Source organism: Streptomyces sp. NPDC111656 (assembly GCF_055656965.1).
Window position 1 is genome coordinate 35,303 of sequence record NZ_JBVKCA010000017.1, and the last position, 26,121, is coordinate 61,423.

A 26,121-nucleotide genomic window follows, 5' to 3' on the forward strand; every position below is an offset into this window, starting at 1 on the left:
GATCGGGAACGGCGCGGCGTGCGCGCCGACACGGTGTTGCGCGGCCGCTATTGGCCGATCTTGCGGGTGACGGCGGCCGTGGCCGAGTGCCACAGCGTGCAGCGGTTCTCCCAGCCCCGGCAGAGAGGGACCATCCGAGCGGCGATGTCGGCGGTGATGGTTTCCTCGGCGAACGTCTGTGTGGTGGTTGCGGAGTTCACGGATGGCGTCCTTCTCCGCAGTGGCTTTCGAGGCCCGACCTGGGCTCAGAGTGATCAGTGCGCAAGCTGCGGGTAGAGCGCACCGAGGTCGCCGGACAAGCCGGCCTTGACTTGGCGGGTCACCTCGTCGGCCAGCACCTCATAGGCGTCGGTTTCGACGCCGTCCAGGGCCAGCGCGGCGACGCTCGCGGGGGAAGACTTGGGGGCGTCGATGCGGGCGGCCAGGTCGGTGTCGACGTAGCCGACGTGCAGTCCGGTGACGTTGATGCCGCGGGGCTTGAGGTCCAGGCGCAGCGAGTTGGTCTGGGACCAGAACGCGGCCTTGGACGCGCTGTAGGAGCCGCCGAGGGAGGTCCAGGACACAACCGAGTGCACATTGAGCAGGTGGCCGCCGCCGTTGGCCTCGATGATCGGGACAAAGGCCCTGGTGGTGAACAGCGGTCCGTAGAAGTTGGTCTCGAACTCGCGGCGCACGTCCTCGATCGGCGACGTCAAGTAGGAGGCGGCGACGGCCGCGCCCGCGTTGTTGATCAGGATCGTGACGTCCGGCGCGGCCGCCGCGGCGGCGGCCACCGAGGCCGGGTCGGTGACCTCGAGAGCCAGCGCGACGGCGTCGGGGTGGGTGACGGTCCTCGGGTCGCGGGCGGTGGCGTACACCTTCTTGGCGCCCCGCGTGTACAGGTCTTCGACCAGTGCCTTGCCAATGCCCCTGCTGCCCCCGGTGACCAGGACGGTCGAGCCCGCGATTACGGTCATGCGCCTGCTCCCCAAACAATGGAAACCGATCGGTTCCAGATCACCGTAAACCGATCGGTTTCCACAGGCAAGTCGACGACGTTCCCTGGCCGGCATGTACGTGAGTTCCCCCGCCGCGCGCCGACTCAGCGTCGTCTTCGACGGATCCTGCGTCCGGACCGTCGTGCAGGCTCAGCCTCTGCACGGCCTGGCGGTCGCCACCGCGACCACACTGCTGGACGCACGAGGCCGGTTCTCGCAGCCCCTGCCCTGATCCGGCTGCTGTCCGGGCTGCGCCCTACTGGCCGTGGGACCCACCAGGCCCCGCCTTCAGAAGGGACCCCGAGATTCAGAAGCAGCGGGGCTGACCCGGTTGCCGGTCTGATCCATGCAATCGCTCGTACGGCTGGAGTGCCCTGACGTGTTCGGTGAAGGTGGACTACCTGGACCTAGGTTCAGCAAGGCGCGCGTCGGGGGCACGCAAGGGCGTAAAGGGCGCGACGCTGGATGTGAACCGGGATGGCAGCGCCGCTGCCGCGCCGCTCTGCCCGGTCCGGCCACCGCCTGAGCGACCGCCGGACTGGTCGGGCAACCACACGGCAACCAACGACCGTGCGGACCTGAAATCCCATGAACGTGATCGGGGGCCTGACTGCCGCAGGCCCTTGGGCCTGTGACCACACAGGGCCCTCGGTCACCTTCCACTCCCTGTCCCACCATTTCACCCGTCTGCCGGACGGGTGGCACGGAAAGGAAACCCCTGATGACCGCATTCAAGCCCATGCCCGAGTTCGCTCTGGGTCCGGACATCCCGGAGTCCGGCTTTGTCGTGACCGATCTGGGTGGCGGTGCCTACGGTGTCACACAGGGCATGGTCAACACGATGTTCCTGGAGACCAAGAAGGGTGTCGTCCTGGTGGACGCTCCTCCGGCCCTGGGGGGCGACAATCTGCTGGCGGCTATCGAGTCGGTCACCCCCAAGCCGCTCACACACCTGATCTACAGCCACTCGCACGCCGACCACATCGGTGCGGCTCACCAGCTCAACCGGGACGGTCTGCAGATCATCGGCCACGAGCTGACCGGCCGGTTCATCGAGGAGGCGCACGACGACCGCCGTCCACTGCCGAACGTGACCTTCAGCGGTCCGCACAAGGCGCTGGACATCGACGGGACCCGGTTCACCCTCGACTACACGGGCGACTGGCACCAGGCGGGCAACCTGTTCATACACGTCCCGGAACTGAGGACGATGGCGGCGGTCGACAGCTTCTCCGTCAAGAAGCCGCCGTTCTTCCGCCTCGTCTTCTCCGCCCACGTGCCCGCGTACTTCGAGGCCATGGATCAGCTGCTGGAGTACGACTTCGACACCATCGTGAGCGGTCACATGTCCCTGTACGGCACGCCCGAGGACGTGGCGACGAACCGTGACTACATCAACGACCTGCGGAAGTCCGCGGCCGAGGCGCTGCAGACGGTCGATCTGAAGGAGGCCGCGGCCGCCCTCAAGGTGCCGGCGAACAACAAGCAGGCCGAACTGAAGGTCTGGATGGACGCGGTCGTCGCCCGCGCGGCCGAGCTGATGCCGAACTATGACAAGCGCCTGGGAGGGACCGACATCTTCCTCGCCGACAACCTCAACGCCGTCGCATGGAGCCTCTTCCTCGACTGACACGAGCGCCCTGCGCGGTGAGGGAACGTGGTGTGCGTAGCGGCGGAGGACCGCGGCAGGTCCGAGGCCGGGTCGTTGCCGGGGCGTGACGGGGAGTAGGGCCTGTCCGGCGGATCAGGTCGGAGGAAGGTAACGGCGCCTCATCACCCCGCGTCTCCGGCATGATCCGCCGGACGGGCCTGCGGAATCAGCGACTTGGCAGTCACCCGCCAGCCGTTCGGACGAAGCGCCATACGCACCCAACGTGCGATCACCACGTACGACATCGTCTGACAGACCCTCTCATCAGGACCGTTCGCCCCAGTCTGGGGCACAACAAGGAGGAACGCCGCATGAGGCAATCGACCAAGGTGGACCTGTTGGCGCAGAGCATCGATCTGGCCCTTGACGTGGTCAGCGGTGTGTCGGTGGACCAGTACCAGGATCCAACCCCGTGTTCGGAATTCACGGTGCGAGACCTTGTGAATCACATCGCCATGATGCTTTTGATGACGAGGGACGCGGGCAGCCGGGCGGCACCGGATTCCAGCCTGCTGACTGCCGACCCGATGCCTTTTCTCGCCGGACGACCGGAGTCCGACTGGGCTGGGCTGATGACTGAAAGGGCGGGTCCGGCAGTAGGTGCCTGGTCCGCGCCGTCGGCGTGGGCAGGGGAGGCAAGCGTCGGCGGACCACCCATGGCCGCCACCGCGCTCGGCGAGATCCTCATCGCCGAATTCGCCATCCATGCCTGGGACATGGCAGTAGCCACCGGGCAGCCCATCAACGTCCCCGCATCTTTGGCCGGCGCCGCGTTCGACACCTACGCACGCGAGGCACCCCGCATGCGCGGCCTGGGCCTGCTCGCCGACGAGGTGCCGAAAGAGACCCACGCGCCCCCTTTCGACCGCGCGCTGGGCCTGACCGGCAGGGACCCCCGATGGACCCGACCCACGCGATAGTTCTGCCACTGCCGGTGGTGTGGGGAGTGCCATGCATCAGGTGTGACGTCACGTAGGAGTCACACCTGATGGCACATGCTGAGGCCGTGTTGTCGGGCCGACGAGAGGGCTGAGGGCCTGTGCGTGAGGCCTGTGCCGGCGTCCCGAAAATGGTCTGCCCAACGAGCCGCTGGAGGAACTGGCGGCGCTCGACGCGCGGCATCACACGCCGGCCGACACATGGCACCGCCGCGGTATCGAGTATGTCCCGGGAGAGAGTGGCGTCGGTGCTGGCTCGGGCCAGCGGTGAAGGCAGTGCGTACCGAGGTGCCGGGCTCGGCCGCTTGTGGTCACGGCCAGCTCGCCGAACACCGGCCAGATCTGCCGGTCGTTGACCCGGGGTCCGGTCCTTTTCGACCACCTTATGGAGCAGTTGGATCATGCCGATCGTCATCTATGACCTCGGGCTGGGCATCTTCGCTCAGGGCACCTCGGAGTTCATGCTCTCCGGGGTGCTGCCCTCCGTCGCCCACGATCTCGACGTCCCCCTCTCCGCCGCCGGACTGCTGGTGTCCACCTTCGCCATCGGCGTGTTCACCGGAGCACCCCTGCTGGGCCTGGCCACCCTGAAGATGCCGCGCCGCGCTGATCGGCTTCCAGCTCGTCTTCATCGCCGCCCATGTCGCCGCCGCACTCGTCCCGAACTTCGGGTTCTTGCTGGTCATGCACGTGATGTCGGCCACGGCGTACGCCGGGTTCTGGGCCGTGGCCTCGGTCGCGGCCATCTCACTCGTGGACGCCACCAAGCGCGGCCGGGCCATATCGGTGGTCGTCTCAGGGCTGAGCGTAGCCACCATGATCGGCGTCCCGGGCGGCACCCTGCTGGCCCAGCACGCCGGATGGCAGGCGGCCTTCTGGGCCGTGGCCCTGATCACCGCGCTCCCCGCGGTCGCGCTGCTGATCGTCCTGCCCGGCGGCCGTGACACCACGGCGGCACAGCCCCACCTGGGCACGGAACTGCGCTCGCTGAGGGTGCCGCGGCTGTGGGTCGCCTACGCCACCACCGCACTGTCCGTAGCCGCCAACTTCGCGATCTTCGCCTACCTCGGCGCCCTCCTCGAGGACGTCACCGGCATCAGCGACGGCCTCATACCCCTCGTGCTGGGACTCTACGGAGTCGGCGCGCTGGTCGGCCTGACCATCGGGGGACGCAACGCCGACCGTGCCCCCTTCACCGCCCTGCTTGCCGGCATGGGCTCCTTCGCCGCGGTCGCGGTCGTACTCGCCGTCACCGCGAACAGCGCATGGGCGGCGATCCCGCTCGTGGTGCTGCTCGGCGCGGCCGAATTCTCCGTCACCCCCGCCGTCAACGCCAGGGTGTTCTCCATCCTGGGCGAGACCAGAACGCTGGGCGGCGCCGTGAACATCGCCGCCTTCAACATCGGCATCGCCGCCGCCCCCATCATCTCCGGTCTCGTCATCAACACGGGGCTGGGACTGGCGGGCACGGCCTGGATCGGCGCAGCCTTCGCCGTAACCGCCATGGGCAGCACTCTGCTGGACCGCCACCTCACCCGGCGCCACCAGACCGTCACGCTCGAAGCCGGACTGCTCACGGCCGCCCGCAACCCGCAGCGAGCCACTGCCGCCACCCACTGACGCCCCACGACCCACGACCCATGCGCTTCAACTCGGCCTGCTCGTTGGAGAAACGGCCTGCGTGCCTTGACCTCCCGGCGGATGCGCGTGTTGACCGACTCGATCGCGTGCGTCGCGCAGACGATGCGGCGGTCGCGGTCACGGGGCCTGGTTCACCCGGTCGACAATCGAGGTGCGCGGACGCAGTCGGCGGCAGGCCGGGCGCTTCGACGGGGGTCAGACCTCCGCACGAGGTGACTATGCCCTCGGGATCAGGGCCACGGCGGACCGCGCCGCCTGCTCGAGCGTCGTGGCGTCGACATCCGCCTTGGCAATGGAATCGATGCCCCTGATGACGCTCAGCAGCAGATACCCCAGAGCCGAGGAGTCGACACGGTCGGCCACTTCCCCTACGTCCTGGGCGTCGCGGATCGCGCCCGCGAGGACGCCGGCGAGATCGTCGAACGCGCGGCGGGCCGTCTGCGCCACCTCCTCGTCCTCACCGGCACGGTCCGCGGTGACCTTGGTGAGGAAGCATCCACGGTGGGGCGACTCGCCGGCGAAGGTGCTGGCGAGGGAGACGAGGTAGTGCTCGAGTCGCGCCATCGGTGAGGGAAGCACCGCTTTCGGGCCGCCCTGCAGCTGCTCGCGGGCCTGGGCGACCAGGTCTCGGCAGTAGTCGGAGAAGACACGCACATACAGGTCGTGCTTGTTGCCGAACGCCTTGTAGATGCTGCCCTTGCCCAGCCCAGTTGCTTCCATGAGGTCATAGGTGGACGTGCCGGCAAATCCAGTCGCCCAGAACTGGTCGCGTACGACATTCAGTACAACGTCCTCGTCGAAGCCTCGTCTTCTTCCCATGCCGTCAGGGTACGCCGTTGTGGTCCACCTGGACCACTACGGCTGGTGACCCGCTCACGACGCACGGAACACCTCTCGGCTCGGACCGGCCTAATGAACTTCACTGGATACCTAGGCTCAATTTTTTATTTGAGCACCAATAGAGATGTGGTCTACTTTGGAGACCACCCCATAGACCACTTCGTTCGACTTACCAAGGAGTCCCAGATGTCCCAGGTTGTTGCCCCCCAGCCGCGCGTGGTTGTTGCCTTCCACTCCGGATACGGACACACCGCCGTCCTCGCCGAGGCCGTCCAACGCGGTGCCGAGAAGGCCGGCGCACACGTGACGTTCGTCGCGGTGGACGCCATCACCGACGAGCAGTGGTACGAGCTGGACACGGCTGACGCAGTGATCTTCGGGGCGCCGACCTACATGGGCGGCGCATCCGCGGGCTTCCACGCGTTCGCCGAGGCCAGTAGCGGCAGGTACCTCAACGGCACCTGGGCGGACAAGATCGCTGCCGGCTTCACCAACTCCGCCTCCAAGAGTGGGGACAAGCTCAACACCCTGAACTTCCTGGCCGCCTTCGCCGCCCAGCACCACATGATCTGGGTGGGCCTGGGACTGGCCCCGGGCTGGAACGCCCTCCAGGCCAGCGAAAACGACCTCAACCGGCTCGGCTTCTGGGTCGGTGCGGGCGCCCAGACTCCTCAGGACGGTGGCATCGAGACGGTGCACGAAGCCGACGTCGCCACCGCAGAGCATCTCGGGGCGCGGGTCACCGCACAGGCCGCAGCCCTCACCTTCGGCCGGGCCGCCCTGGCCGAAGTCACTGTCTGACCCATCCCTGTACCCCAATTCCCGGCACTCCAGGGGCCTTCTGGTGCAAAGCCTTTCCCGTACCAGAATCACGAGGCTCCTCACGGTCCGTGCCATGAAGAACGACTAGGAGCACGAGCAATGCCTCTACACGGTGAGTACAAGCCGAGCGCCACCTCGTGGGTGCGCGACCAGGTCGCCCAGTACGAGGCCACCGACGGCGCGGAAGGCGGGACCTTCCTGGACCTGCCGGTCATCATCCTGACCACCAAGGGCGTGAAGTCCGGAAAGATCCGCAAGATGCCCCTGATGCGCGTCGAGCACAACGGCTCCTACGCGGTGGCCGCCTCCAACGGAGGCGCCGACACACACCCTTCCTGGTACCAGAACGTCGTCGCCCATCCCCTTGTCGAGGTGCAGGACCGAGCGGTCAAGCAGGACATGATCGCCCGCGAGCTCCACGGCGAGGAGAAGGCCGAATGGTGGAAGCGCGCGGACGCCGCCTACCCACCCTTCGTCGAGTACCGGGCCGGGACCGCCCGCGACATCCCGCTCTTCGTCCTCGAACCGGTCACGGACAAGCACTGACCGACCCTCACCCGGGTGGGGCACACCGAACGGCACCGCTCCACCCGGACACCCACGTACCCGCGACGGCGACACGACGGTGTCAGTCCGGCTGACAGCCCCTCAGGCCGAGGGCATCGACAGCGATGCACGGTCCTCGACGACAGCCTCGCTGACACTGCGCAGGCACTGAACGCTCAGCGCGTGGAGGCCTGGTGGCCGGCCTCACCTCGGTGGTCAACCGCCGCTGCACAGCGCATGCATGCCTTCACACGACCCACGTGTAAGGCAACGCGCGCCGCGATACGACGGTGAATCGCGGCTTCGCCACCCGCCTGACCCCGCACCACCCGGACGCCTCGTCGAGCAGCTGATCGACGAGGGGAAGTGATTCCACAACTTCCGCTTCAATGACTCCGGCCCGGTTCCGGTGGTGGGCGGCTTCTACCAGGCATACCTGGACCGCATCACTACCTTGCTCGGCACCGGACCACACGGCGGAACAGCCCGCGCGGTCCGGTCCCGGCCACTCACCGCCCGATTCGGCTCACACGCTCTGGTCGGAGGCGTGACGCTGGTCGTAGGCGACGCGGGCCGCGTGCACGCGCGAGGCCCGCTTCTCGGTCCAGGAACACAGGGCCCGGGTCTCCTCGGCGATCTCACCGCCGAGGTCGGTCAGCCCGTAGAGCACCAAAGGCGGCAAGACCTCAGGGTCGACGCTGCGCAGGACCAGGCCGTCACGTTCCAGCGTCCGCAGGGTCTGCGACAGCATCTTCCGGCTGATCCCACCCAGAGACCGGTGCAGTTCCGAGTACCGCTGGGCGCCACGCTCCCGCAGGCTCGCCAGCATGAGCAGGGCCCACTTGTCGGCCAGGTCCACAAAGACATCACGACTGGGACAGGCCGCGTCGAGGATGTCCATCGGCCGGTCCGAGCCGATGGTCACTGACCGCTCCTGCTCCACCATGACCGCATTCTATACCAGGAAACCAAAGCTCCCCATAGACTCTTCTGGAGTCAAGGTCTCCAGCGAGCTCTTGCCGGGTAGCGCCCTTCTCGCTCGGAGCCCATGCCGCCGCGGAGGCGCGGGCCAGTTGGGGCCGTGCGGCGTTCTGATCTGAAAGCGGTTGTTCTGACGTCGGAGCAGACCAAACCTCACGAAAACTGGAATCTTCGGCATTCCACCCATTCGGATAGGTTTGTTTATAACTTTCCTTGCCGGATTACAGGTGGGAGACGATGTCAGGCAAGAGCAGGTGTACCCCGCAGCCGCAGGCGGCGGAAGGATCCTTCTCCGGCGCCCCGGCGCAGGCCCTTCACTCCCCCTTGCCGCCCGCACAGAGTGCGGATTTGAACACTTACGACACGCTACGGCTCGGGCTGAACCGCGCGGTGGCAGTGGCTGAGGCCATGGGCGGCATGGTGCACCTCGGGCCCCTGGGGAGCAGCGGCCTGTACTTGGCGGTGGAGAACAACGTCGAGGGGCCGACAACGCAACGCTGGGAAGAAGTCGACCGCCGCTCGCCGCAGGCTCCCGCATACGCGGTACGCACCAACGCCCCGGCATGGACGGCGCCGACGAGCCCCGAATTCGTCGCGTGCTGGCCTGGCGTGCCCTCAGGAGCCGGACTGCTCTCGGTACCGGTACGCGTACCGGGCTCGGACGAGCCGCTCGGCGTACTGTCCGTCTTCACCCGTACGCCGGAGGAGCCGGCCCTGCACCAGCAACTGACAGCCGTGGCCGGCTGGATCGCCGACTGCCTGGGCAACAGTCCGGGCCCTCCTCAACCTGAGGATGCGAAACGCCCGGCCGACTGCGACACCACGGAACTCCCCGTCGGATTCTGGGGCTGGGATTTCGGTACCGGCACGGTGATCTGGGACGATGCCGCGCTCGGCATCCTGGGGATCGACGCGAAGGGGTTTGACGGGCAGATCCGTACCTGGCGGCGACTGGTCCACCCGCAGGATCTCCCGCAGTTGCTGGCCCGCGCCGACGAGGCCATCCGCGCCCGCACGCCCTACCAGGCGGAATTTCGGGTCCGCCGGCCGGATGCCGACATGCGCCGGGTGGAGGTCCGGGGCCAGGCATCGAGTGCCGGCGACGGCTCCGGCCCGCGCCTGGCCGGGATCGTGCGTGACATCACCTCGGGCCACCCGGCCAAGGGACCGGCGGAGCAAGCCCTGCGGCCTGTGCGCTACGGATTCCTGGCCGTCGACCGCTCCTGGCGGATCATCTTTGCCAATCCGGAGGCCGAGCGCCTGCTTGCCCCGTCGCGGCAGTGGCTCGGGCAGGTGCTGTGGGATGCGGTTCCGGCGCTGTGCTCACCCGGCATGGAGGAAGTCGGCAGGCAAGCAGCGGCCGCGGGCAGACCGACCGAACTGGACACACGCAAGCACACCGGCCGACGGCTGCATGTGCGACTCGCCCCGTTGTCGCACGGCCTGACCCTGTGCATCACCGACATCAGCAGCATCCGGCACCCGCAAGCCGACGAGGCCTCCGCCGAAGGCGCTGCCGTCGAACGCACCATGCGCATCGTGGAGCTGACCCGAGCCCTTGCCGGTGCGGTCACCGGACATGACGTGGCCGACGTGATGGCCACCCACATGGCTCCCCTGTTCGGCGCCAAAGGCGTCAGCGTCTGGACTCACGAAAACGGCCGAGCGTTTCTGATGGGCAGTGCCGGCCCCAAGGAGAGCCTCCGCCGCTTCGAAGGCGCCCGCATCGCAGAGCTTCCGGCGTCTGCCCAAGCCTTCATCGGGGGCACCTTGGACTTCATCTCCTCCGCGGAGGAATTCATCAGCCGCTTCCCAACGCTTGCCGACCTGCCCGCTGCGAGCGGGGCCCAGGCATGGGCGATCCTGCCGCTGATCGCCTCCGGGCACACCGTGGGCGCTTCCTGTGTCAACTATGAGCATCCGCACGCCTTCAGCCACGAGGAACGCACCCTGTTCACCGCTATGAGCGGCATGGTCGCCCAGGCCATGGAGCGTGCACGGCTGTACGACGCCGAGCACCGCCGGGCCCAGGAACTCCAGCGCGGTTTGCTCCCGCGGCGTCTGCCGGCCCTGCCCGCTGTGACCGCCTCCGCCCGCTACCAACCCGCCGGTGACGGCACGAAGGCCGGCGGCGACTGGTACGACGTCATCCCCCTGTCGGCCGAGCAGGTTGCTCTGGTCATTGGAGACGTCATGGGCCACGGCGTGTCCGAGGCCGTCACCATGGGCCGACTGCGCACCGCGGGCCGTACGCTCGCTGATCTCGAGCAGCCTCTGGACGAGCTCTTCTTCCACCTCAACGAAATCGTCAGCGGCCTCGGGGACGGCTATTACGCCACCTGCCTCTGCATCGTCTACGACCCGGTCAGCCGCATGTGCCAGGCCATCACCGCCGGCCATCCTCCGCCCGTCATCCTCCGGCCCGACGGAACCTGCGACTTTCCGGACCTGCCTGTCAACCCCCCACTCGGCGCCGCCACCCCGCCCTTCGACACAGCCGAGTTCAGCCTGCCCGACGGCGCGATCCTCGCGCTCTACACCGACGGCCTCGTCGAATCCGGCGGACTGGACATCGCCGAAGGCATGGGCCGCCTCGCCCGCCAACTTCGCCCCGCTCACGTTCAGGTGACAGAGACCCTCGACGACCTGTGCGACCGTCTGATCGCCACCCTGCTGCCCGACCCGCGCAGCCGCGATGACAGCGCACTGCTCGTGGCCCGCACCCAGGCACTGGCTCCCGAGAACATCTCCTGCCTGCAGCTGCACGACGACCCCACAGCCGCAGGCCAGGCCCGCGCGCATGTCCGAGCCCAACTGGCCGCTTGGAACCTGGATGAGCTGATCATGACTACCGAACTCGTCGCCAGCGAGCTCATCGGCAATGTCGTCCGCCATGCAAGAGGACCGATCACCCTTCGGCTGCTGCGCGGCCGCACCCTCATATGCGAAGTCGCAGACGCCAGCCCCGCGATGCCCAGAATCCGTCGAGCGGCTGACACCGACGAGAACGGCCGCGGGCTCCAGCTGATCTCCGCTGTGACCAGCCGGTGGGGCGCCCGCTACACAGGCAACGGCAAGTGCATCTGGACCGAGCAGCTCCTGTCCACCGACCCGCTCGGTGAGCGAATCTCGTACGAGTCCGTGTGAGCGGGCTCCCCATCCCGATGCAGACGTCGACCAGCCGCGCGCCTGCCCCCGGGCGTACCGCCGCCAGCAACCTGCGCGCTCGCCGGGTCAGCTGCGTGTATGGACGCGGTACTGCGCGACCGGGCCAACGGTTGCGGCGACGAGGACGGCGACGCCGTAGCCGAGGACGGTGCCCTGCAGACCGACCGGAGCGATCAGGAGTCCTGCGACGATGGCCGGCACTCCGAAGCTCAGGTAGGCGACCGGGTAGATGGATGCGAAGAGCACTGCCCTCTGGTGAGGCTGCACGAGCGGGGCAATGGTCCGGACGGCCCCGGAGAACGAGGCGCCGAAGCCCACGCCGCCGATGATCCCTCCCACCCACAGCAGAGGCAGCATTCCACTGGCGACACCGGCCTCGATCACCGCGGTTCCCAGCAGCACACCCGCACCGCCGACGAAGATGGTGCGGCGTGCTGTCAGACGGCCGAGGAAGAGGTCGGCCACGGCGGCTGCCGCGGGCTCGATGCAAGCCGTCGCACCGTTCAGGAGACCACTGTGCAGGCCCCGCAGGTCCCGGATGATGGTGGGCACGAGCCCCGTGAAAAGGCCGGCCGACATCCATGCGGCCATGTGAACGGGAATGCTCGCCAGGAACTCACCACGCGCGGCCCGGGGAAGGGAGACGCGGGGAATCAGAGTGCGTGCCGCTTCGGGACGCCTGGAGACGGTCTCCGCGGAGAACGCGGCGACGGCCGTGCCGACGACCATGATCACGGCAAGGGCCGTGAACACGATCGCCGTCGCATGGCTGCTGAACTGGACCGCCGCGCCGGTCAGCAGGGCGCCCAGGCCGAGCCCGCCCGCCGGAGCGATGCTGGTGCTGATGGTGCCGAGCTTCTTGTGGCGTTCCGGGGCTTGATTCGGTGAGGGACACCCCGGAGCCCCCTAAGGCCAAGTTTTGTGCATTAGTATCACTGTAAACCTGGAGGAGACTTAATGCCAAGTGGTGTGCGTTATAGTGGGTCGATGGTTGCAGAATCGTCCCCGCGGCGGCGCACCGGCGGCCGCAGCGCCCTGGTGCTGACGTCCATCAGGAAGGCCGTCGAGGAACTGATCGCCGAACGGGGCAGTGACGCCGTCACCATCCCGATGGTCGCGGAGCGTGCGGGAGTGAATCACTCCAGCATCTACCGACGGTGGGGCGACGCCCGGACCATGATCAACGACCTGGCGACCTATCGACTCGACCCGGACCGCGGCCTTCCCGACACCGGGGACCTGCGCGCCGATCTGACCACCTGGACACAGGAGCTGATCAGCCACTACAGCGTCCCGGTGAACGCCGCCCTCCTGCGCGGCGGGGCCGCCGCGGCCGGTGAGGACGAATCGGACTGCCTGCGCGACCGCCGGACCGAAGCAGCCGGCTTCGCCGCACGCCCCGGCAGCACCTTCACCGGCGACCAGGTCATCGACCTGCTGGTGGCCCCCATCATCTACAGAGCCATCTTCCTGCCCTGGACACTGCCCGAGGCGGATGCGCGCACCTACGTCGACGAACTCTGCGACCGCTCCACCTGATCCCCATCACGCGAACCGGCGACACCGGTCGCCGTCTTCGCCCGCTCGGGTCGACCTTCCTGGGAGCCCGATGAGTGCGGCGCACAGATCAGGTGGTCAGACGGCCTGGCCGAGTGTCCTGAACTGGGCGTCGGACAATGCGACCTGCGCGGCCCGGGTGTTCTCCTCCAGGTGAGCCACACGGGAGGTACCGGGAATGGGCAGCATCACCGGGGAGCGCCGCAGTCATCCAGGCCCGAACGGGACAGCCCGCCCTTGGTGGCGATCACCAAGCCCTGGGGGGACGGGTGCAGCGCCTTGCGGATGAGCTGCTCGCTGACGAACGGGCCGCAGGAATCCGCGGTGTCGATGAAGTCCACCCCCAGCTCGACGGCCCGACGCAGCACCCGCACGGCCTCCTCGGGATCCCTCGGCTCCCCCCACACTCCGGGGCCCGTCAGCTGCATCGCACCGTAGCCGAGCCGATTGAAACGAAGTGAGTCGGCTGCCAGGGCGGGGGAATTGACGGGGACCGCCGCTCCGAGCAAGCCACGCGGCACGGTCCGCCGCAGGCGGGGTGCACTCGTGCCATGGTCAGGCAATGCGGTCAGGCAACAGAGATCTCAGTGAGATCGATGGCAACGAGGACCGGTTCGGGCAGGACCCGCGCGTCCTCCTGAATGGGCAGGACGTACCGGTGAGTCGGGAAGACCAGTCCCGATACTGTTGCGTGCTTCTCGCACAGATGCGCGGCCGGCGCGCCGCCGAGTACGTCGGCTGCGTAGTCATGACGACGCAGCAGCCCGGCGGTGTCGTAGTAGAAGACCTGTTCCCTGGCGTGTGTGGCGAGAGCGTCAGGGAAGGTCACCCGCAGCCGTCGCCAGTTCTCGCCGGCTTCCTGCCACGGCTCCAGTTCCTGCACTGCAACGCCGGGGCGCGTCAGCAGGTAGGGAGCCGTGAGGTAGTTCCACATGGCATAGCCCGCGAAATACAGCACATGGAGCTGGTCCCAGGGGGCGTCCGGGCCGTGGCCGGCGAAGGCTTCCCGTGGGGAGGTCCGCTCGGCCACGACCTCGCCGTCCCGCCTCTCGATCGCGACTCGGCCGGGCGTGAATACGCCGCGCAGTTCCGGGCCGGTGAAGTCCTCGAAGACCACTCGCTGCTGCTGTACGTCAACGGTCATGTCGGCCGTGGCAAGGATTCCCTGCTGGCCGCGGAGGGTCCACAGGAGCCCGCCCATGGACCCCTTGGCATGGATGGTTCTTGCCTCTTGCCACCGCCGGAGGCCGCCATGGGCCTCAAGAACAAGGTCCAACAGATTCGTCATGGGTGGGCCTCCGTGGGGTGAGTGACACTGTCTGCGTGTCGATGTTCATGCCGCGTTCGCCTGTGGCGCGCGTTCGGTGCGCATGCGGCGGAAGCCGCCGCGAGCAGCGGCGTGGACGCCCGCCCCGGCGTCAGGTCGGCGTGCCGTGGGATCGGCGGGGTCTCGCCGGGGTCGGTGTCGGGTTTACGTGGGGCGCCGACTCGGAGTGCGCACCCGAGCCGTCGCGTCTGCGAGTCACGCCTGCCGGTCGACCTGGCCGGCCTGAGGATTGGTGAACATGGGGTTGCCCGCGACGGTGTCCTGCGCGGCCACCTCGTCCTGCAGGACGTCCCAGTGCTCCATCACCAGGCCGTCTTCGAAGCGGAAGATGTCGATCCCGAGGAGGGGCTTGTCGAATCCGCCGGAGTACCGGCCGTGGACCATGACCAGGTCCCCCTCGGCGATGATCGCTCCCGGCTCGTAGCGGGTGGTGTCGGGCAGGTCGGCGATGAACCCGCGCAGCCCGGCCTTGGCCGGCGGGATGAACGCGTTGTGCTGCACGTAGTCCGGGTGCAGGTACCGGTCCAGCGCGGTGAAGTCCTTGGAGCTGAACGCGGTCGTCAGGATCTCGAGGATGACGGCCTTGTTCCGCTCCGTCTGAGTCTGAGTCTGAGTCTGAGTCTGAGTCTGGTGCATCGGAATCCTCCACTAGGTTTGTTGACCGATTGGACCACTATCGAAACACGATGTGGTCCAATCGGTCAACAAATCGCCCCCCCGGCTCGGCCTGCCCTGATCGACGCCACCACGTCGCCCATCAACAGCACCTGCTGGGGCTCAGAGAGGCCGATCGTTTGAGATACCGGGGAGCCCGATCGGGAGGTTCCGGGGATGCCGGGCGCCGGGTGGACCGCTCCTTGTCCCGCCTGCGGAGTGCGTGTGCGAGGCCACTTACGCCGAACATCGCGCGGCCCCACCGCCACGTAGCAGTCGAGCGGGGTGAGCACTCGAAGACGACGTCCTCACGACGGAAGCATTCGCCCCCTGGCCGCTCTTGAGCCGGCAGTGGACGAAGGCGGCCTCCAGGCCCTGGACGTCGCAGTCGATCACGGCCTGAACCCGGCGGTCCATCCACTCCTTGAGCCGCGGGCGAGGTGATCGAAAGACAAACTGTCACGAGGGCACCAAATAGGTCAGAAACGTGGTATTCCGCGTCCAGTGGCTACGCCTCTGCTCCGACCTAGCGTCGTACGTACTGACGCCATCGGATCCTCGATCGAGATCGATCTGAAGGAGCGGAACATGAAGCCGACACAGAGCTCAGCGGTCGACCCGGGCCAGACCGTACCGAACGGCGCTTCCCCGAGCGGCAACGGAAAGTTGTCCGGGGTGGAGCCGCCGGTACTGGGCGGACCGGAGCACTCCGACTACTACCTGCTGGACAACCTGATCACCGACGAGCAACGAGCCCTTCGGAAAAGGGTCCGCGAGTTCATGGACCAGGAGGTCACCCCGATCATCAACCCGTATTGGGAACGGGCGGAGTTCCCCTTCGAGCTGGTGCCCAAGCTGGCGCAGCTGAACATCGCGGGCTTTCAGATCGCCGGCCACGGCTGCCCCGGGATGAGCAACCTGACGGCCGGCCTGGTGATCCTCGAGCTGGCCCGGGGCGATCTGAGCATGTCGACGTTCATGGGGGTCCACTCGGCCCTGGCCATGACGTCGATCGGACTGCTCGGCTCCGAGGAGCAGAAGGAGCGCTTCCTGCCGCCGATGGCACGTCTGGAAAAGATCGGCGCCTTCGGCCTGACCGAGCCCGCGCACGGCACGGACGTGGTCAAGCTGGAGACGACCGCGCGCCGCGACGGTGATTCCTACGTCCTCAACGGCTACAAGAGGTGGATCGGCAACGCGTCCTTCGCCGACTACGTGATCATCTGGGCCCGCGGCGACGACGGGCATGTGGGCGGCTACGTGGTCGAAACGGGCACACCGGGGTTCGACGCCCAGGTCATCAGGGGCAAGACGGCTCTGCGCTGTGTTCAGAACGCGCAGATCTCCCTCACCGACGTCCGGGTGCCCGCCGAGAACCGGCTGGCGAACGTGAAGACCTTCCGCGACACCGAGAAAGTCCTGCTGGCCTCGCGCTTCTGCGTGGCTTGGGAGTCGATCGGCGCCGCCGTCGCGGGCTACGAGACGGCTCTGGCCTACGCCAAGCAGCGCAAGCAGTTCGGGATGCCGCTGGCCGCCTTCCAGCTCGTCCAGTACCGGCTCTCCCGGATGCTGGCCGACATCACCGACATGCTGTGCATGCAGTTCCGGCTCAGCCAACTCCTGGACGAGGGCGAGTACTCGATGCCCCGGGTCGCGCTGGCCAAGATGCACTACACCGAGCGAGCCCGGGCCATCCTCGCCGACGCCCGCGACATGCTCGGCGGCAACGGCATCCTGCTCGACTACCACGTCGCCCGGCATCTGTGCGACATCGAGGCGATCGACACGTACGAGGGCACCGACACCGTGCAGGCGCTGATCGTCGGCCGCGACATCACCGGCTACAACGCCTTCGTGCCCATGGCGCCGAGCCACTGATCCCGGTGTGTATCGCGGCGCCCCGTGACAGCGGGTCACCCCCGGGCACCGCGTGTGACCCCACGGAGGACAAGGAGTAGTCATGAGCAGCACACCCCTCCTGGAGGGACTGCACGTCGTCGATCTCGCCAGTTTCATTGCCGGACCCGCCGCGGCCACCGTCCTCGGTGACTTCGGCGCCGACGTCGTCAAGGTGGAACCACCGCACACGGGCGACGCATACCGTTCGCTCAGCCGCATCCCTCCCAACCCCCAGATCGAAGGGGTCAACTACCCCTGGCAGCTGGACAACCGCAACAAGCGCAGCATCGCGCTCAACCTCAAGTCGCCCAGCGCCCGGCCCGTGCTCGAGAGTCTGGTGCGGTGGGCCGATGTGCTGGTGACGAACTTCCCGCCGCGGACGCGCGCGAAGCTGGGCCTGGAATACGACGCTCTGGCCCCCCTCAATCCCCGGCTGGTCTACGCCGATGTCACCGGCTTCGGCGAGGAGGGTCCGGATGCGCATCTGCCCGGCTTCGACGTGACGGCGTACTGGGCGCGCAGCGGCCTGATGGACCTCACACGCCAAAGGGACGTGGCGCCGGCGACGAACGCGTTCGGATCGGGCGATCACTCCACGGCGATCACTCTGTTCGCCGGGATCATGACCGCGCTGTACCGGCGGGAGAAGACCGGCCAGGGCGCGCGCGTCACGGCCTCGCTGCTGGCCGAAGGCGCCTGGGCGGCCAGCATGTGGCTGCAAGCCGTACTGGTCGGGGCGAAGCCCCCCCGCCCCATCGATCGGTCCGACCCGCCCAACGCACTCGTGAACATGTACCGCACGGCGGACGACCGCTGGATCGTCCTCGGCTTCGCCAACGAGGACAAGCAGGTCCCGCTCTTCCTCAAGGCCATCGGTCATCCCGAGGCGGCGGAGAACCCGCACTACGCCGACACCCCGAGCCGCCGCGCCCACGCCGCCGAGATCGTCGCCGTGCTGGACAAGACATTCGCGACTCGCTCCCTGGCCGAGTGGCGCGAGGTGCTCGACGCCGCGGGCCTCACGTACGGGGTCGTCCAGACGCTCGACGAGTGCGCCCAGGACCCCCAGCTCCTCGCCAACCGGGTGTTCGTGCCGATCGACGACGGCAGCGACGACCCACACCTGACCGTCGACAGCCCCGTCCGACTGGACCAGGAACAGAAGATCCGTCCGGGCCCGGCCCCCGACCTGGGCGAACACACCGAGTCCGTGCTCCGCGACCTCGGCTTCGACGCCGCCGGAATCGAGGAGCTGCGCAAGGCCGAAGCAGTCGTCTGAAGCCACGACTCAGCAACGCGACGGAAGAAGGGAAACATCATCATGACTACGGCCAACGACACGCCGACCGTACGAACCGAGGAAAACGACGGCATCTTCGTGATCACGATCGACCGGCCGCAGGCTCGCAATGCCATCGACGGGGCCACCGCCAGGGCGCTGGCAGCAGCCGTCGATCACTTGGAGTCCCGTGACGACCTCCTGGTCGGCATCCTCACCGGTGCCGACGGTGTCTTCAGCGCCGGTATGGACCTCAAGGCCTTCGCGGCCGGAGACAAGCCCATCGTCGAAGGACGTGGCTTCGCCGGCATCACCCGCGCCCGGATCAAGACCCCGCTCATCGCCGCCGTCGAGGGCTACGCGCTGGGCGGCGGGACCGAGATGGCGCTCGCCTGCGACATGATCGTGGCCGCGCGGAACGCCACTTTCGGTCAGACCGAGGTCCACTACGGCATCGTGCCACCCGAAGGGGGCATGCTTCGCCTGCCCGAGCGCATCCCGCGCAACATCGCCTCGGAGCTACTGCTGACCGGCGAGCCTCTGCCCGCCGAACGCGCCGAGCGGTTGGGCCTGGTCAACCACCTCACAGTACCGGGCCAGGCCCTGCAGCGGGCCCTGGAACTGGCCACCAGCATCGCGCACAACGCGCCCCTGGCCGTGGCAGCCATCAAACGCGTCGTCAACGAGCGGCGAGCGTTCAGCGATGAGGACGCGTTTGCCGAGCAGGACCGGATCGTCGCACCGGTCCTGGCGTCCCACGACGCGCAGGAGGGCGCCCATGCCTTCGCCGAGAGGCGCTCACCGCACTGGCAGGGCCGCTGACACCTGCCCCGGCTCCGTCATTGCGATGGCCGACACCTGCGCGCAGGTGTCGCGTCGCCCGGTCCTGCGAGCCGGCCCGCGCCCCCGGTGACGGAGAAGCTGCGCGCTGCCGTCGCCAGTGACGGAATCACCGGTGCGTGTCATGGGGGCTGACGCGAAGGAGGGTTCGAGCCGAGGTACTCAAGGGGCTGCGCGGCCGAAAGACCCAGAAAGTCGAGGAGAGGAGCTGGCATGAACCTCGCATCCCACTTGGTGCGCAGCGCCCGGACTCATCCGGATCGCGCCGCACTCCGTCTCGAGGACGCCGTCGTGTCCTATCGCATGCTCGACCAGGGCAGCGCCCACATGGCCGGGCTGCTCGACAATCATCGTGTGAAGCCCGGGGACCGAGTGGCGATCATGCTGCCCAACGTCCCGGAGTTCGCCCTCGCGTACTTCGGCGTACTCCGGGCCGGTGGCATCGTCGTCCCGATGAACCCCCTGCTCAAGTCCCGCGAGGTCGCCTACTACCTCGGCGACTCAGGCGCCCGGCTCCTGTTCGCCTGGCACGCCTTCGCCGACGAGGCACGGGCCGGTGCGCAGCAGGCCGAGGCCGAGGTGGTCGTCGTCAGTCCCGGCGCATTCGACTCTCTGCTCGCGTCCGCCCCGTCCGTCGAGGACGTGGCCGACCTGCACGAGGACGACACCGCGGTGATTCTCTACACCTCGGGAACGACCGGTCAGCCGAAGGGCGCCGAACTGACCCACGCCAACCTCACCCGCAACTGTGACATCGCCGGCGAACTGGTCCAGCTCACCGCCGACGACGTGATCTTCGGTGGGCTGCCCCTGTTCCACGCGTTCGGACAGACCTGCACCCTCAACGCCGCCGTCGGCTCCGGCGCGTGCCTCACCCTGCTGCCGCGCTTCGACGCCGGGAAAGCACTGGGAATCCTCGGCGAGCACGGGGTGACCGTCTTCGCCGGGGTGCCGACGGTGTTCAGCAGGCTGGTGGGGGAGCCCGACCGGGACGCGTACCCCGTCTCCCGGCTACGTGTGTCCCTCACCGGCGGCGCGGCGATGCCGGTCCAGGTGCTGCACGACTTCCAGACCGCGTTCGACTGCGTCGTGCTCGAAGGGTACGGGCTGTCGGAGACCTCGCCCATCGCCTCGTTCAACAGCTTGCAGGCCGGGCCCAAGCCCAGTTCGGTCGGCACCCCGATCCGGGGCGTCGAGATGCGGGTGGTCGCCAACGGCAAGGAGGTACCGCAAGGGGAAAGCGGCGAGATCGCGATTCGCGGGCACAACGTGATGAAACGGTATTGGCAACGCCCCGAGGAGACCGCCGCCACGATCCGGGACGGTTGGTTGTACACCGGCGACATCGGCCGGGTCGACGAGGACGGGTACTTCTGGATCATCGGACGGACGAAGGACGTGATCATTCGGGGCGGCTACAACGTGTACCCCCGCGAGGTCGAAGATGTGCTGTACGAGCATCCGGCCGTCGCCGACGCCGCGGTCATCGGCCTCCCCAGCTCCGATCTCGGTGAGGAGGTCGGTGCGGCGGTCGTCCTCAAGCCGGGCGCCCGAACGACGGCCGAGGAACTGCGTGAATTCGTCAAGCATCAGGTCGCCGCCTACAAGTACCCGCGGAAGGTGTGGATCACGGACGCGCTGCCGAAGGGACCGACCGGCAAGATCCTCAAGCGGCAGATCGTCCCGCCGCCCGAGCTGGGCAGGCGATGAGGCGACTGGGCCGGGGCGGATCTCCCGGCGCAGGCCGCCCGCGCGGGACCGCGAGGCCGCGGTGCGGCGAGACCGCGGTGCGGCGGTGCGGCGGTGCGGCGGTGCGGCGAGACCGCGGTGCAGTGGTGCGGCGGTGCGGCGGTGCGGCGGTGCGGCGGTGCGGCGGTGCGGCGGTGCGGCGGTGCGGCGGCCGATGCTGACGCCGTCGATGTCGTGCAGTCGCCAGAACCCGCCCGCGACTGCCCGCGACCGCCGTAGCGCTTCCCGACCTGAGGGACACACCCCGCCATACGCCAGGCGAGCCTGCCCACAGGGACCGCTACTCCCCGGCGGCCTTCGGCTCGCTCATCCGGCGCGCGGCCTCGACGACTGCCGAGCGGTGCAGGGCCAGACGCTGTGGCGACCAGGACTGGATGACCTCCTCGGGGCCGACGTCCTCGGCGGCCCAGAACCACGCCTGAGCCGCGGCGAGAACCATGGTCAGGAGATCGGCGGACTCCATCCCTTGGGCGAGCTCGCCACGCTGCTGCGCGTCGGCCACTTGGGTGGCCTTGCGCCGGAAGGCGTCCGGTTCGAGTCCGGTGGCGGAGGGGCGCTCCAGCAGTTTCCATAGGCGTAGGCGCATCAGGTCCGGCCGGGCGACGAGATGGTCGAAGATCGCGCCGGCGTATCCGGGCAGGTCCTCGACGTCGAACGGTACCGACTCGGCTCCCGCCGTCATCGCCCGTCGCAACACCTCGTCGAACAACTGCTCCTTGTTGCCGAAGTAGGCGTAGATCAGCCGCTTGTTCGCCCCCGCGGCCTCCGCGATGCGGTCCACTCGCGCACCGGCGATGCCGTAGGTGGCGAATTCGGTGAAGGCGGCGTCGAGCAGCCGGGCCTTGGTGGCGCTGGAGTCCCGTGGCATACGTGCCACCCTAGCAAGTAACTATCTAGTTATTGACACTCACAAACCGCGGGTCTACGGTGATGTATCTATCCAGTTAGTTATGGAAGGAACCCCCCTCATGGAACACCGCGCACTGGGCAGCCAAGGCCTGACCGTCGGAGCCCAAGGCCTCGGCTGCATGGGTATGAGCGCGTTCTACGGCGCCACCGACGAGGCCGAGTCGCTGGCCACCATCGACCGCGCGCTGGAGCTCGGCGTCACCCTGCTGGACACCGCCGAGAGCTACGGCCCCTTCGTCAACGAGCAGCTCCTCGGCAAGGCGCTGGCAGGGCGCCGGGATGTCGCCGTGGTCGCCACCAAGACCGGCGTCGAGATCACCGACGACGGCCGCGCGCTCGGCCTCAACGGCCGGCCCGAGTACGTCCGCCGGGCCCTCGAACGCTCACTGCGGCACCTGGACACCGACCACGTCGACCTGTACTACCTGCACCGCATCGACCCCAACGTGCCCATCGAGGAGACCGTCGGGGCGCTGGCCGAGCTGGTCGCCGAGGGCAAGGTCGGCCACATCGGTCTGAGCGAGGCCTCCGCGAAGACCATCCGGCGTGCCCACGCCGTCCACCCGCTCACCGCCGTCCAGACCGAGTACTCGCTCTTCGAGCGCGGCATCGAACAGGACGGGGTGCGCGACACGCTGCAGGAGCTGGGAATCGGCCTGGTCGCCTACTCCCCGCTGGGCCGCGGCTTCCTGTCCGGCGCGATCACCAGCCCTGACGACTTCGCCGCTGACGACTGGCGCCGGACCGACCCCCGGTTCCAGGGCGAGAACTTCGACCGCAACCTGGACGTCGTACGCGAGGTCCGCCGCATCGCGTCCGACAAGAACGTCACGCCCTCCCAGCTGGCCCTGGCCTGGGTCCAGCACCAGGGCGCGATCGCCATTCCCGGCACCAAGCGCCGCCCCTACCTGGAGGAGAACGTCGCCGCGACCGAGGTAACGCTCACCACCGACGACATCGCCGCGATCGAGGCGGTCGCCCCGCACGGCGTGGTCACCGGCGACCGCTACGCACCCGAGTACATGGGGACGCTCAACGGCTGAGAGCCGGCCTGCGCCTCACACAATCCCCTCGCGGGTCCAGAAGACTCCTGCCCCCGCCCCCACACACAGCCCCAAGCCCTCGCGTGTCGAAAGGCCCCCATGCCCCAGCCGGCCATACGGTCCCGGATCACCATCGGCGAAACGACGGTCACCTATCTCCCCGACGGTTTCGGCGCGCACAATCCAGACGTCCTGTTCCCGGGCGTGGACTGGACGACGCGCCCCGGTTTCCTCGAAGACGGGCAGCTCATCCTCTCGTTCGGCTCCTTCCTGATATGCGCCGGGGACCAGAGGATTCTCGTGGATCTGGCCGCAGGGAAGCTCGACGTGGACGTGCCCGGCGTCGCTCAGCTCAAGGGCGGTTCGCTTCTGCGGAACCTCGCAGAGGAAGGGCTGTCCGCCGATGACATCGACACGGTGGTGTTCACCCATCTGCACCTCGATCACGTCGGCTGGACCAGCGATGTCGCGCCGCTCCCGAACGCGCCCACGACGGACTCGCCCACGGGCCTCACCTTCGCCCGCGCACGCCATCTCATGTCGGAAGCCGAGTGGCAGTACTGGTCGACCAGGGCGGCGGCCATGGGCGGACCGGACGCCGAGGCAGTGCTCAAGCCGCTCGACGGCGTCGTCGAGTTCGTCAGGAGCGGCGACAGCATCGCGCCCGGGGTGACCGTCGAGGCGACGCCCGGGCACACCCCCGGGCATCTGGCGATCGTCGTACGGGATCCGTCGGGTGGCAGCACCGAATCCGCCTACATCGTGGGAGACATCCTTCACTCCCCGGCTCAGGTCGGCGACCCCGATCTGGTGTTCTCCTCCGACGTCGCTCCGGACCAGGCCCGAGCCGTGCGCGATCGCGTGCTGGCACGGCCGGACACCGTGATCGCCGCCGGGCACTTCACGGACGACGTGTTCGGCCGTGTCACGTCGGTGGGCGACGCGCACGCCTGGGCTCCCGTCGGCGAGGCGCCGAACGCGATCGGCGACTGAGTCACACACATCGCCACCCTCGGTTTTCTCAAATCACTCAAGTAACCCAGCTCACTCACATCAGGAGACCCACCTCATGTCTGTGCCTCAGACGCCCCACATCTTCGGGGCAAGCACCACCGCCGCCGAGGTGATCGACGGTGTCGACCTGCACGGCCGCCGGGCCGTGGTGACCGGAGCCAGTTCCGGAATCGGGGTGGAGACGGCCCGGGCGCTCGCCGCGGCGGGCGCCGACGTCACCCTGGCCGTGCGGGACACCGACACGGGTGCCCGCGTAGTGGCGCGCCTGGAGGCTGAACTGCCCTCCAAATCAGGGAAGTTGACAGTGGGGCGGCTCGATCTGGCCGACCGGTCGACGGTCGCCGCGTTCGTGGCGGCCTGGCACGGCCCGTTGGACATCCTGGTCAACAACGCCGGAGTGATGGCTCCGCCGGAACTCATCCGCACACCTGACGGTCGGGAGACGCAGTTCGCCGTCAACCACCTGGGGCACTTCGCCCTCGCCGTCGGCCTCCACCCGGCACTCGCGGCGGCGGACCGCGCCCGGATCGTCTCGGTCGCCTCGATCGGCCACCTCTTCTCCCCCGTCGTCTTCGACGACCTCGACTACCGGTACCGCCCCTACGACCCCTGGACCTCCTACGGGCAGTCGAAGACCGCCAACATCCTGTTCGCCGTCGGTGCCGCCGAGCGATGGGCCGACGACGGCATCACCGCCAACGCACTGATGCCGGGCAACATCGCGGACACGTCCCTGGCCCGGCACATGGACATGCAGCAGGTGGCCGACTTCATCGCCTCGGGCGAACTCGCACTGCCACCGCAGAAGACCGTGGAGCAGGGCGCCGCGACCTCGGTGCTGTTGGCCGCCTCACCGTCGGTGGAGGGCATCACCGGCCGCTATTTCGAGGACTGTGCACCGTCCGAGCCGGTCGCCGAGCGAGCCGGTGCCGTCGCCGGCGTCGCGCCGTACGCCCTGGACCCGGAGAACGCCGCCCGGCTGTGGACCGTGTCCGAAGCTCTCGTCGGCTAGAGCTCTACGCTGCCGACATGACCTCACGAGACGAGCAGTGGACCCGGCTGCGCCGTCAGCTGTGGCAGCCTCCGCGTGCCCATGGCGAGCAGCCGCGCGAGCGCGTGGTCGGCCCGCTCGAACTGTTCTACGACCTGGTCGTGGTCGTGCTGGTCGCCCAGGCCGCCCACCACTTGGCCGGAGACCTCGACTGGCACGGTCTGGGTCTGTTCGCCGCGGTGTTCGCACTGGTGTGGATCGCCTGGTTCAACGGCACCCTCCACCACGAACTGCACGGGCACGAGGATGCCCGCGGCCGGAGCATGTTCCTGCTGCAGATCCTCGTGCTCGTCCCGCTGGGCGCGTTCATCCCCGAGGCGGGCGGCGCACGCGGAGTCGCGTTCGCCGTGACCGCGGGGGTGCTGTTCGCGGTGCTGGCGGTGTTGTGGCTGCTCGCCGCACGCGGTGACAGCCCCGAATTCCGCCGCCCCAGCAGGTTGTTCGTGACCGGGACGGCAGCCTGCGCGGTCGTCCTGGCCGCGAGCGCCGCTCTGCCCGCGGACGTCCGCGTGCTGACGTGGGGCCTTTTGGCCGTCGCCTACCTGGCGGGGTTCGCGGTCATGATCGGTACGGCCACCCCGGTACAGGCGGTCGCGCTCAGCGTGACCGCCGCGCTCACCGAACGGTTCGGGCTGTTCATCATCATCGTGCTCGGCGAGACCGTGACCGGCGTCGTCGACGGACTGGCCCACGAGCCGACCAACGCGCTCACCCTCGCCGTCGGGCTCGTCGCCGTCGTCATCGGCTTCGGTGCCTGGTGGACGTACTTCGACTTCGCCGGGCACCGGCGGCCGAGGCCCACTCGTGCGAGCACCGTGCAGTGGATGCTGGTTCACATGCCGCTCACGGCCGCGGTGGCCGCCATGGGCGCCGCGATGGTCGGCCTCGTCGAGCACGCCCACGACAGCCGGATCCCCGCCGCCACGGCCTGGGTGCTCTGCGGGGGCGCGGCCGTCGTGCTCTGCGCGACGATGGTGCTCGCGACCTCCCTGCGCGTCTGGCACCTGGACCGCGGGCTCTACCGGCCGCTGGCCCGCACCTGCGTCGTCGTGGCCGTCATGTGTGTGGGAGTCGGTGCGGCACGCCCGGCTCCCCTCGTTCTGGGCCTCGCCCTCGTCGTCCTCCTCGGTGTCCCCTGGGGACTCGCCGTGGCATACCGCCTGTCCCACGAAGAGGAATCCGCCGCCGAGGAAGCGTCTACGGTGGCGGAGCATCAGGACGACAAGCGGCGCTGA

Annotated in this window: 27 protein-coding genes and 1 pseudogene; 17 read left to right on the top strand and 11 right to left on the bottom strand. The window is 68.4% G+C overall.

The genetic code is table 11. The features are described 5' to 3' along the window. Positions 1–47: 47 nt before the first annotated feature. Positions 48–200 (bottom strand): hypothetical protein, encoded by a 153-nt coding sequence (locus tag ACZ7M3_RS37930; RefSeq protein ID WP_472069598.1) that lies wholly within the window; start codon positions 198–200, stop codon positions 48–50. A 54-nt stretch (positions 201–254) separates the two neighbouring features. Further along, positions 255–956 (bottom strand): SDR family oxidoreductase, encoded by a 702-nt coding sequence (locus ACZ7M3_RS37935; protein WP_472069600.1) that lies wholly within the window; start codon positions 954–956, stop codon positions 255–257. 94 nt (positions 957–1,050) lie between these two features. Between ACZ7M3_RS37935 and ACZ7M3_RS37940 the strand changes: the two genes are divergently transcribed. The 3 genes from ACZ7M3_RS37940 (at position 1,051) to ACZ7M3_RS37950 (ending at position 3,548) form a co-directional block, all read left to right on the top strand. Further along, complete coding sequence (locus tag ACZ7M3_RS37940) at positions 1,051–1,209, top strand: hypothetical protein (RefSeq protein WP_472069602.1); 159 nt, start codon at positions 1,051–1,053, stop codon at positions 1,207–1,209. 489 nt (positions 1,210–1,698) lie between these two features. Continuing rightward, on the top strand, positions 1,699–2,607 hold the full coding sequence (locus ACZ7M3_RS37945) for an MBL fold metallo-hydrolase (RefSeq protein ID WP_472069604.1): 909 nt from the start codon (positions 1,699–1,701) through the stop codon (positions 2,605–2,607). Between the two features lie 332 nt (positions 2,608–2,939). Beyond that, a complete protein-coding gene (locus ACZ7M3_RS37950; protein ID WP_472069606.1) occupies positions 2,940–3,548 on the top strand; it encodes a TIGR03086 family metal-binding protein in 609 nt (202 codons plus the stop codon). A gap of 401 nt (positions 3,549–3,949) precedes the next feature. Here ACZ7M3_RS37950 and ACZ7M3_RS37955 read toward each other — a convergent pair whose 3' ends face one another. Beyond that, positions 3,950–4,252, bottom strand: coding sequence for a hypothetical protein (locus tag ACZ7M3_RS37955; protein ID WP_472069608.1), 303 nt, complete (start codon positions 4,250–4,252; stop codon positions 3,950–3,952). On the opposite strand from ACZ7M3_RS37955, the gene ACZ7M3_RS37960 reads away from it, so the two are divergent. Beyond that, the gene (locus tag ACZ7M3_RS37960; protein WP_472069924.1) at positions 4,197–5,186 is read left to right on the top strand and encodes an MFS transporter; all 990 of its coding nucleotides are present in this window, start codon (positions 4,197–4,199) and stop codon (positions 5,184–5,186) included. The genes ACZ7M3_RS37955 and ACZ7M3_RS37960 overlap by 56 nt on opposite strands. 237 nt (positions 5,187–5,423) lie before the next feature. Here ACZ7M3_RS37960 and ACZ7M3_RS37965 read toward each other — a convergent pair whose 3' ends face one another. Next, a complete protein-coding gene (locus tag ACZ7M3_RS37965; RefSeq protein ID WP_472069610.1) occupies positions 5,424–6,026 on the bottom strand; it encodes a TetR/AcrR family transcriptional regulator in 603 nt (200 codons plus the stop codon). Between the two features lie 207 nt (positions 6,027–6,233). On the opposite strand from ACZ7M3_RS37965, the gene ACZ7M3_RS37970 reads away from it, so the two are divergent. Both ACZ7M3_RS37970 and ACZ7M3_RS37975 read left to right on the top strand, forming a co-directional pair. Beyond that, complete coding sequence (locus ACZ7M3_RS37970; RefSeq protein ID WP_472069612.1) at positions 6,234–6,848, top strand: flavodoxin family protein; 615 nt, start codon at positions 6,234–6,236, stop codon at positions 6,846–6,848. Positions 6,849–6,968: 120 nt separating this feature from the next. Further along, positions 6,969–7,415 carry a nitroreductase family deazaflavin-dependent oxidoreductase gene (locus ACZ7M3_RS37975; RefSeq protein ID WP_261687984.1) on the top strand — a complete coding sequence of 149 codons (447 nt, stop codon included), beginning with the start codon at positions 6,969–6,971 and terminating at the stop codon, positions 7,413–7,415. 526 nt (positions 7,416–7,941) lie between these two features. Here ACZ7M3_RS37975 and ACZ7M3_RS37980 read toward each other — a convergent pair. Then, complete coding sequence (locus tag ACZ7M3_RS37980; protein ID WP_472069614.1) at positions 7,942–8,361, bottom strand: winged helix-turn-helix transcriptional regulator; 420 nt, start codon at positions 8,359–8,361, stop codon at positions 7,942–7,944. 383 nt (positions 8,362–8,744) lie between these two features. Here ACZ7M3_RS37980 and ACZ7M3_RS37985 point away from each other — a divergent pair, with 383 nt between their 5' ends. Continuing rightward, on the top strand, positions 8,745–11,543 hold the full coding sequence (locus ACZ7M3_RS37985; RefSeq protein WP_472069615.1) for a SpoIIE family protein phosphatase: 2,799 nt from the start codon (positions 8,745–8,747) through the stop codon (positions 11,541–11,543). A gap of 87 nt (positions 11,544–11,630) precedes the next feature. On the opposite strand, the gene ACZ7M3_RS37990 is transcribed toward ACZ7M3_RS37985, so the two are convergent. Beyond that, positions 11,631–12,155 (bottom strand): hypothetical protein, encoded by a 525-nt coding sequence (locus tag ACZ7M3_RS37990; protein ID WP_472069616.1) that lies wholly within the window; start codon positions 12,153–12,155, stop codon positions 11,631–11,633. 67 nt (positions 12,156–12,222) lie between these two features. Between ACZ7M3_RS37990 and ACZ7M3_RS37995 the strand changes: the two genes are divergently transcribed. Both ACZ7M3_RS37995 and ACZ7M3_RS38000 read left to right on the top strand, forming a co-directional pair. Next, on the top strand, positions 12,223–12,444 hold the full coding sequence (locus ACZ7M3_RS37995; protein ID WP_472069617.1) for a hypothetical protein: 222 nt from the start codon (positions 12,223–12,225) through the stop codon (positions 12,442–12,444). A 107-nt stretch (positions 12,445–12,551) separates the two neighbouring features. Next, positions 12,552–13,103: a TetR/AcrR family transcriptional regulator gene (locus ACZ7M3_RS38000; RefSeq protein ID WP_382260704.1), complete on the top strand. Its 552-nt coding sequence runs from the start codon at positions 12,552–12,554 to the stop codon at positions 13,101–13,103. Between the two features lie 96 nt (positions 13,104–13,199). Here ACZ7M3_RS38000 and ACZ7M3_RS38005 read toward each other — a convergent pair whose 3' ends face one another. From ACZ7M3_RS38005 to ACZ7M3_RS38020, 4 genes and pseudogenes are all read right to left on the bottom strand, one after another. Then, positions 13,200–13,310 carry a hypothetical protein gene (locus tag ACZ7M3_RS38005; protein ID WP_452976184.1) on the bottom strand — a complete coding sequence of 37 codons (111 nt, stop codon included), beginning with the start codon at positions 13,308–13,310 and terminating at the stop codon, positions 13,200–13,202. Positions 13,311–13,327: 17 nt separating this feature from the next. After that, positions 13,328–13,630, bottom strand: a pseudogene (locus tag ACZ7M3_RS38010) (aldo/keto reductase); the annotation flags it as partial. Between the two features lie 59 nt (positions 13,631–13,689). Then, positions 13,690–14,409, bottom strand: a complete 720-nt coding sequence (locus ACZ7M3_RS38015; RefSeq protein ID WP_472069619.1) for a hypothetical protein — start codon at positions 14,407–14,409, stop codon at positions 13,690–13,692. A gap of 234 nt (positions 14,410–14,643) precedes the next feature. Beyond that, positions 14,644–15,084 (bottom strand): nuclear transport factor 2 family protein, encoded by a 441-nt coding sequence (locus ACZ7M3_RS38020; RefSeq protein WP_472069621.1) that lies wholly within the window; start codon positions 15,082–15,084, stop codon positions 14,644–14,646. Between the two features lie 606 nt (positions 15,085–15,690). Here ACZ7M3_RS38020 and ACZ7M3_RS38025 point away from each other — a divergent pair. From ACZ7M3_RS38025 to ACZ7M3_RS38040, 4 genes are all read left to right on the top strand, one after another. Continuing rightward, the gene (locus ACZ7M3_RS38025; RefSeq protein ID WP_472069623.1) at positions 15,691–16,980 is read left to right on the top strand and encodes an acyl-CoA dehydrogenase family protein; all 1,290 of its coding nucleotides are present in this window, start codon (positions 15,691–15,693) and stop codon (positions 16,978–16,980) included. An 82-nt stretch (positions 16,981–17,062) separates the two neighbouring features. Then, positions 17,063–18,280 carry a CaiB/BaiF CoA transferase family protein gene (locus tag ACZ7M3_RS38030; protein WP_472069625.1) on the top strand — a complete coding sequence of 406 codons (1,218 nt, stop codon included), beginning with the start codon at positions 17,063–17,065 and terminating at the stop codon, positions 18,278–18,280. Between the two features lie 42 nt (positions 18,281–18,322). Then, the gene (locus ACZ7M3_RS38035) at positions 18,323–19,102 is read left to right on the top strand and encodes a crotonase/enoyl-CoA hydratase family protein (RefSeq protein WP_472069627.1); all 780 of its coding nucleotides are present in this window, start codon (positions 18,323–18,325) and stop codon (positions 19,100–19,102) included. Positions 19,103–19,333: 231 nt separating this feature from the next. After that, entirely contained in the window at positions 19,334–20,830 is a 1,497-nt protein-coding gene (locus tag ACZ7M3_RS38040) for a long-chain-fatty-acid--CoA ligase (protein ID WP_472069629.1), read from the top strand. 319 nt (positions 20,831–21,149) lie between these two features. Here ACZ7M3_RS38040 and ACZ7M3_RS38045 read toward each other — a convergent pair whose 3' ends face one another. Beyond that, entirely contained in the window at positions 21,150–21,737 is a 588-nt protein-coding gene (locus ACZ7M3_RS38045) for a TetR/AcrR family transcriptional regulator (RefSeq protein WP_472069631.1), read from the bottom strand. 100 nt (positions 21,738–21,837) lie between these two features. On the opposite strand from ACZ7M3_RS38045, the gene ACZ7M3_RS38050 reads away from it, so the two are divergent. The 4 genes from ACZ7M3_RS38050 (at position 21,838) to ACZ7M3_RS38065 (ending at position 26,121) form a co-directional block, all read left to right on the top strand. Beyond that, positions 21,838–22,821, top strand: coding sequence for an aldo/keto reductase (locus ACZ7M3_RS38050; protein WP_383120571.1), 984 nt, complete (start codon positions 21,838–21,840; stop codon positions 22,819–22,821). 99 nt (positions 22,822–22,920) lie between these two features. Continuing rightward, entirely contained in the window at positions 22,921–23,814 is an 894-nt protein-coding gene (locus ACZ7M3_RS38055; RefSeq protein WP_472069633.1) for an MBL fold metallo-hydrolase, read from the top strand. Positions 23,815–23,890: 76 nt separating this feature from the next. Continuing rightward, positions 23,891–24,847 carry an SDR family NAD(P)-dependent oxidoreductase gene (locus ACZ7M3_RS38060; protein WP_472069635.1) on the top strand — a complete coding sequence of 319 codons (957 nt, stop codon included), beginning with the start codon at positions 23,891–23,893 and terminating at the stop codon, positions 24,845–24,847. A 17-nt stretch (positions 24,848–24,864) separates the two neighbouring features. Then, the gene (locus ACZ7M3_RS38065) at positions 24,865–26,121 is read left to right on the top strand and encodes a low temperature requirement protein A (RefSeq protein ID WP_472069637.1); all 1,257 of its coding nucleotides are present in this window, start codon (positions 24,865–24,867) and stop codon (positions 26,119–26,121) included.

What these genes read in the sequence shown, in the direction of transcription:
- ACZ7M3_RS37935 (WP_472069600.1), bottom strand. Translation starts at nt 956, where the DNA reads ATGACCGTAATCGCGGGCTCGACCGTCCTGGTCACCGGGGGCAGCAGG.
- ACZ7M3_RS37940 (WP_472069602.1), top strand. Translation starts at nt 1,051, where the DNA reads ATGTACGTGAGTTCCCCCGCCGCGCGCCGACTCAGCGTCGTCTTCGAC.
- ACZ7M3_RS37945 (WP_472069604.1), top strand. Translation starts at nt 1,699, where the DNA reads ATGACCGCATTCAAGCCCATGCCCGAGTTCGCTCTGGGTCCGGACATC.
- ACZ7M3_RS37950 (WP_472069606.1), top strand. Translation starts at nt 2,940, where the DNA reads ATGAGGCAATCGACCAAGGTGGACCTGTTGGCGCAGAGCATCGATCTG.
- ACZ7M3_RS37955 (WP_472069608.1), bottom strand. Translation starts at nt 4,252, where the DNA reads ATGACCAGCAAGAACCCGAAGTTCGGGACGAGTGCGGCGGCGACATGG.
- ACZ7M3_RS37965 (WP_472069610.1), bottom strand. Translation starts at nt 6,026, where the DNA reads ATGGGAAGAAGACGAGGCTTCGACGAGGACGTTGTACTGAATGTCGTA.
- ACZ7M3_RS37970 (WP_472069612.1), top strand. Translation starts at nt 6,234, where the DNA reads ATGTCCCAGGTTGTTGCCCCCCAGCCGCGCGTGGTTGTTGCCTTCCAC.
- ACZ7M3_RS37975 (WP_261687984.1), top strand. Translation starts at nt 6,969, where the DNA reads ATGCCTCTACACGGTGAGTACAAGCCGAGCGCCACCTCGTGGGTGCGC.
- ACZ7M3_RS37980 (WP_472069614.1), bottom strand. Translation starts at nt 8,361, where the DNA reads ATGGTGGAGCAGGAGCGGTCAGTGACCATCGGCTCGGACCGGCCGATG.
- ACZ7M3_RS37990 (WP_472069616.1), bottom strand. Translation starts at nt 12,155, where the DNA reads ATGGCCGCATGGATGTCGGCCGGCCTTTTCACGGGGCTCGTGCCCACC.
- ACZ7M3_RS38000 (WP_382260704.1), top strand. Translation starts at nt 12,552, where the DNA reads ATGGTTGCAGAATCGTCCCCGCGGCGGCGCACCGGCGGCCGCAGCGCC.
- ACZ7M3_RS38005 (WP_452976184.1), bottom strand. Translation starts at nt 13,310, where the DNA reads ATGCTGCCCATTCCCGGTACCTCCCGTGTGGCTCACCTGGAGGAGAAC.
- ACZ7M3_RS38015 (WP_472069619.1), bottom strand. Translation starts at nt 14,409, where the DNA reads ATGACGAATCTGTTGGACCTTGTTCTTGAGGCCCATGGCGGCCTCCGG.
- ACZ7M3_RS38020 (WP_472069621.1), bottom strand. Translation starts at nt 15,084, where the DNA reads ATGCACCAGACTCAGACTCAGACTCAGACTCAGACTCAGACGGAGCGG.
- ACZ7M3_RS38025 (WP_472069623.1), top strand. Translation starts at nt 15,691, where the DNA reads ATGAAGCCGACACAGAGCTCAGCGGTCGACCCGGGCCAGACCGTACCG.
- ACZ7M3_RS38030 (WP_472069625.1), top strand. Translation starts at nt 17,063, where the DNA reads ATGAGCAGCACACCCCTCCTGGAGGGACTGCACGTCGTCGATCTCGCC.
- ACZ7M3_RS38035 (WP_472069627.1), top strand. Translation starts at nt 18,323, where the DNA reads ATGACTACGGCCAACGACACGCCGACCGTACGAACCGAGGAAAACGAC.
- ACZ7M3_RS38040 (WP_472069629.1), top strand. Translation starts at nt 19,334, where the DNA reads ATGAACCTCGCATCCCACTTGGTGCGCAGCGCCCGGACTCATCCGGAT.
- ACZ7M3_RS38045 (WP_472069631.1), bottom strand. Translation starts at nt 21,737, where the DNA reads ATGCCACGGGACTCCAGCGCCACCAAGGCCCGGCTGCTCGACGCCGCC.
- ACZ7M3_RS38050 (WP_383120571.1), top strand. Translation starts at nt 21,838, where the DNA reads ATGGAACACCGCGCACTGGGCAGCCAAGGCCTGACCGTCGGAGCCCAA.
- ACZ7M3_RS38055 (WP_472069633.1), top strand. Translation starts at nt 22,921, where the DNA reads ATGCCCCAGCCGGCCATACGGTCCCGGATCACCATCGGCGAAACGACG.
- ACZ7M3_RS38060 (WP_472069635.1), top strand. Translation starts at nt 23,891, where the DNA reads ATGTCTGTGCCTCAGACGCCCCACATCTTCGGGGCAAGCACCACCGCC.
- ACZ7M3_RS38065 (WP_472069637.1), top strand. Translation starts at nt 24,865, where the DNA reads ATGACCTCACGAGACGAGCAGTGGACCCGGCTGCGCCGTCAGCTGTGG.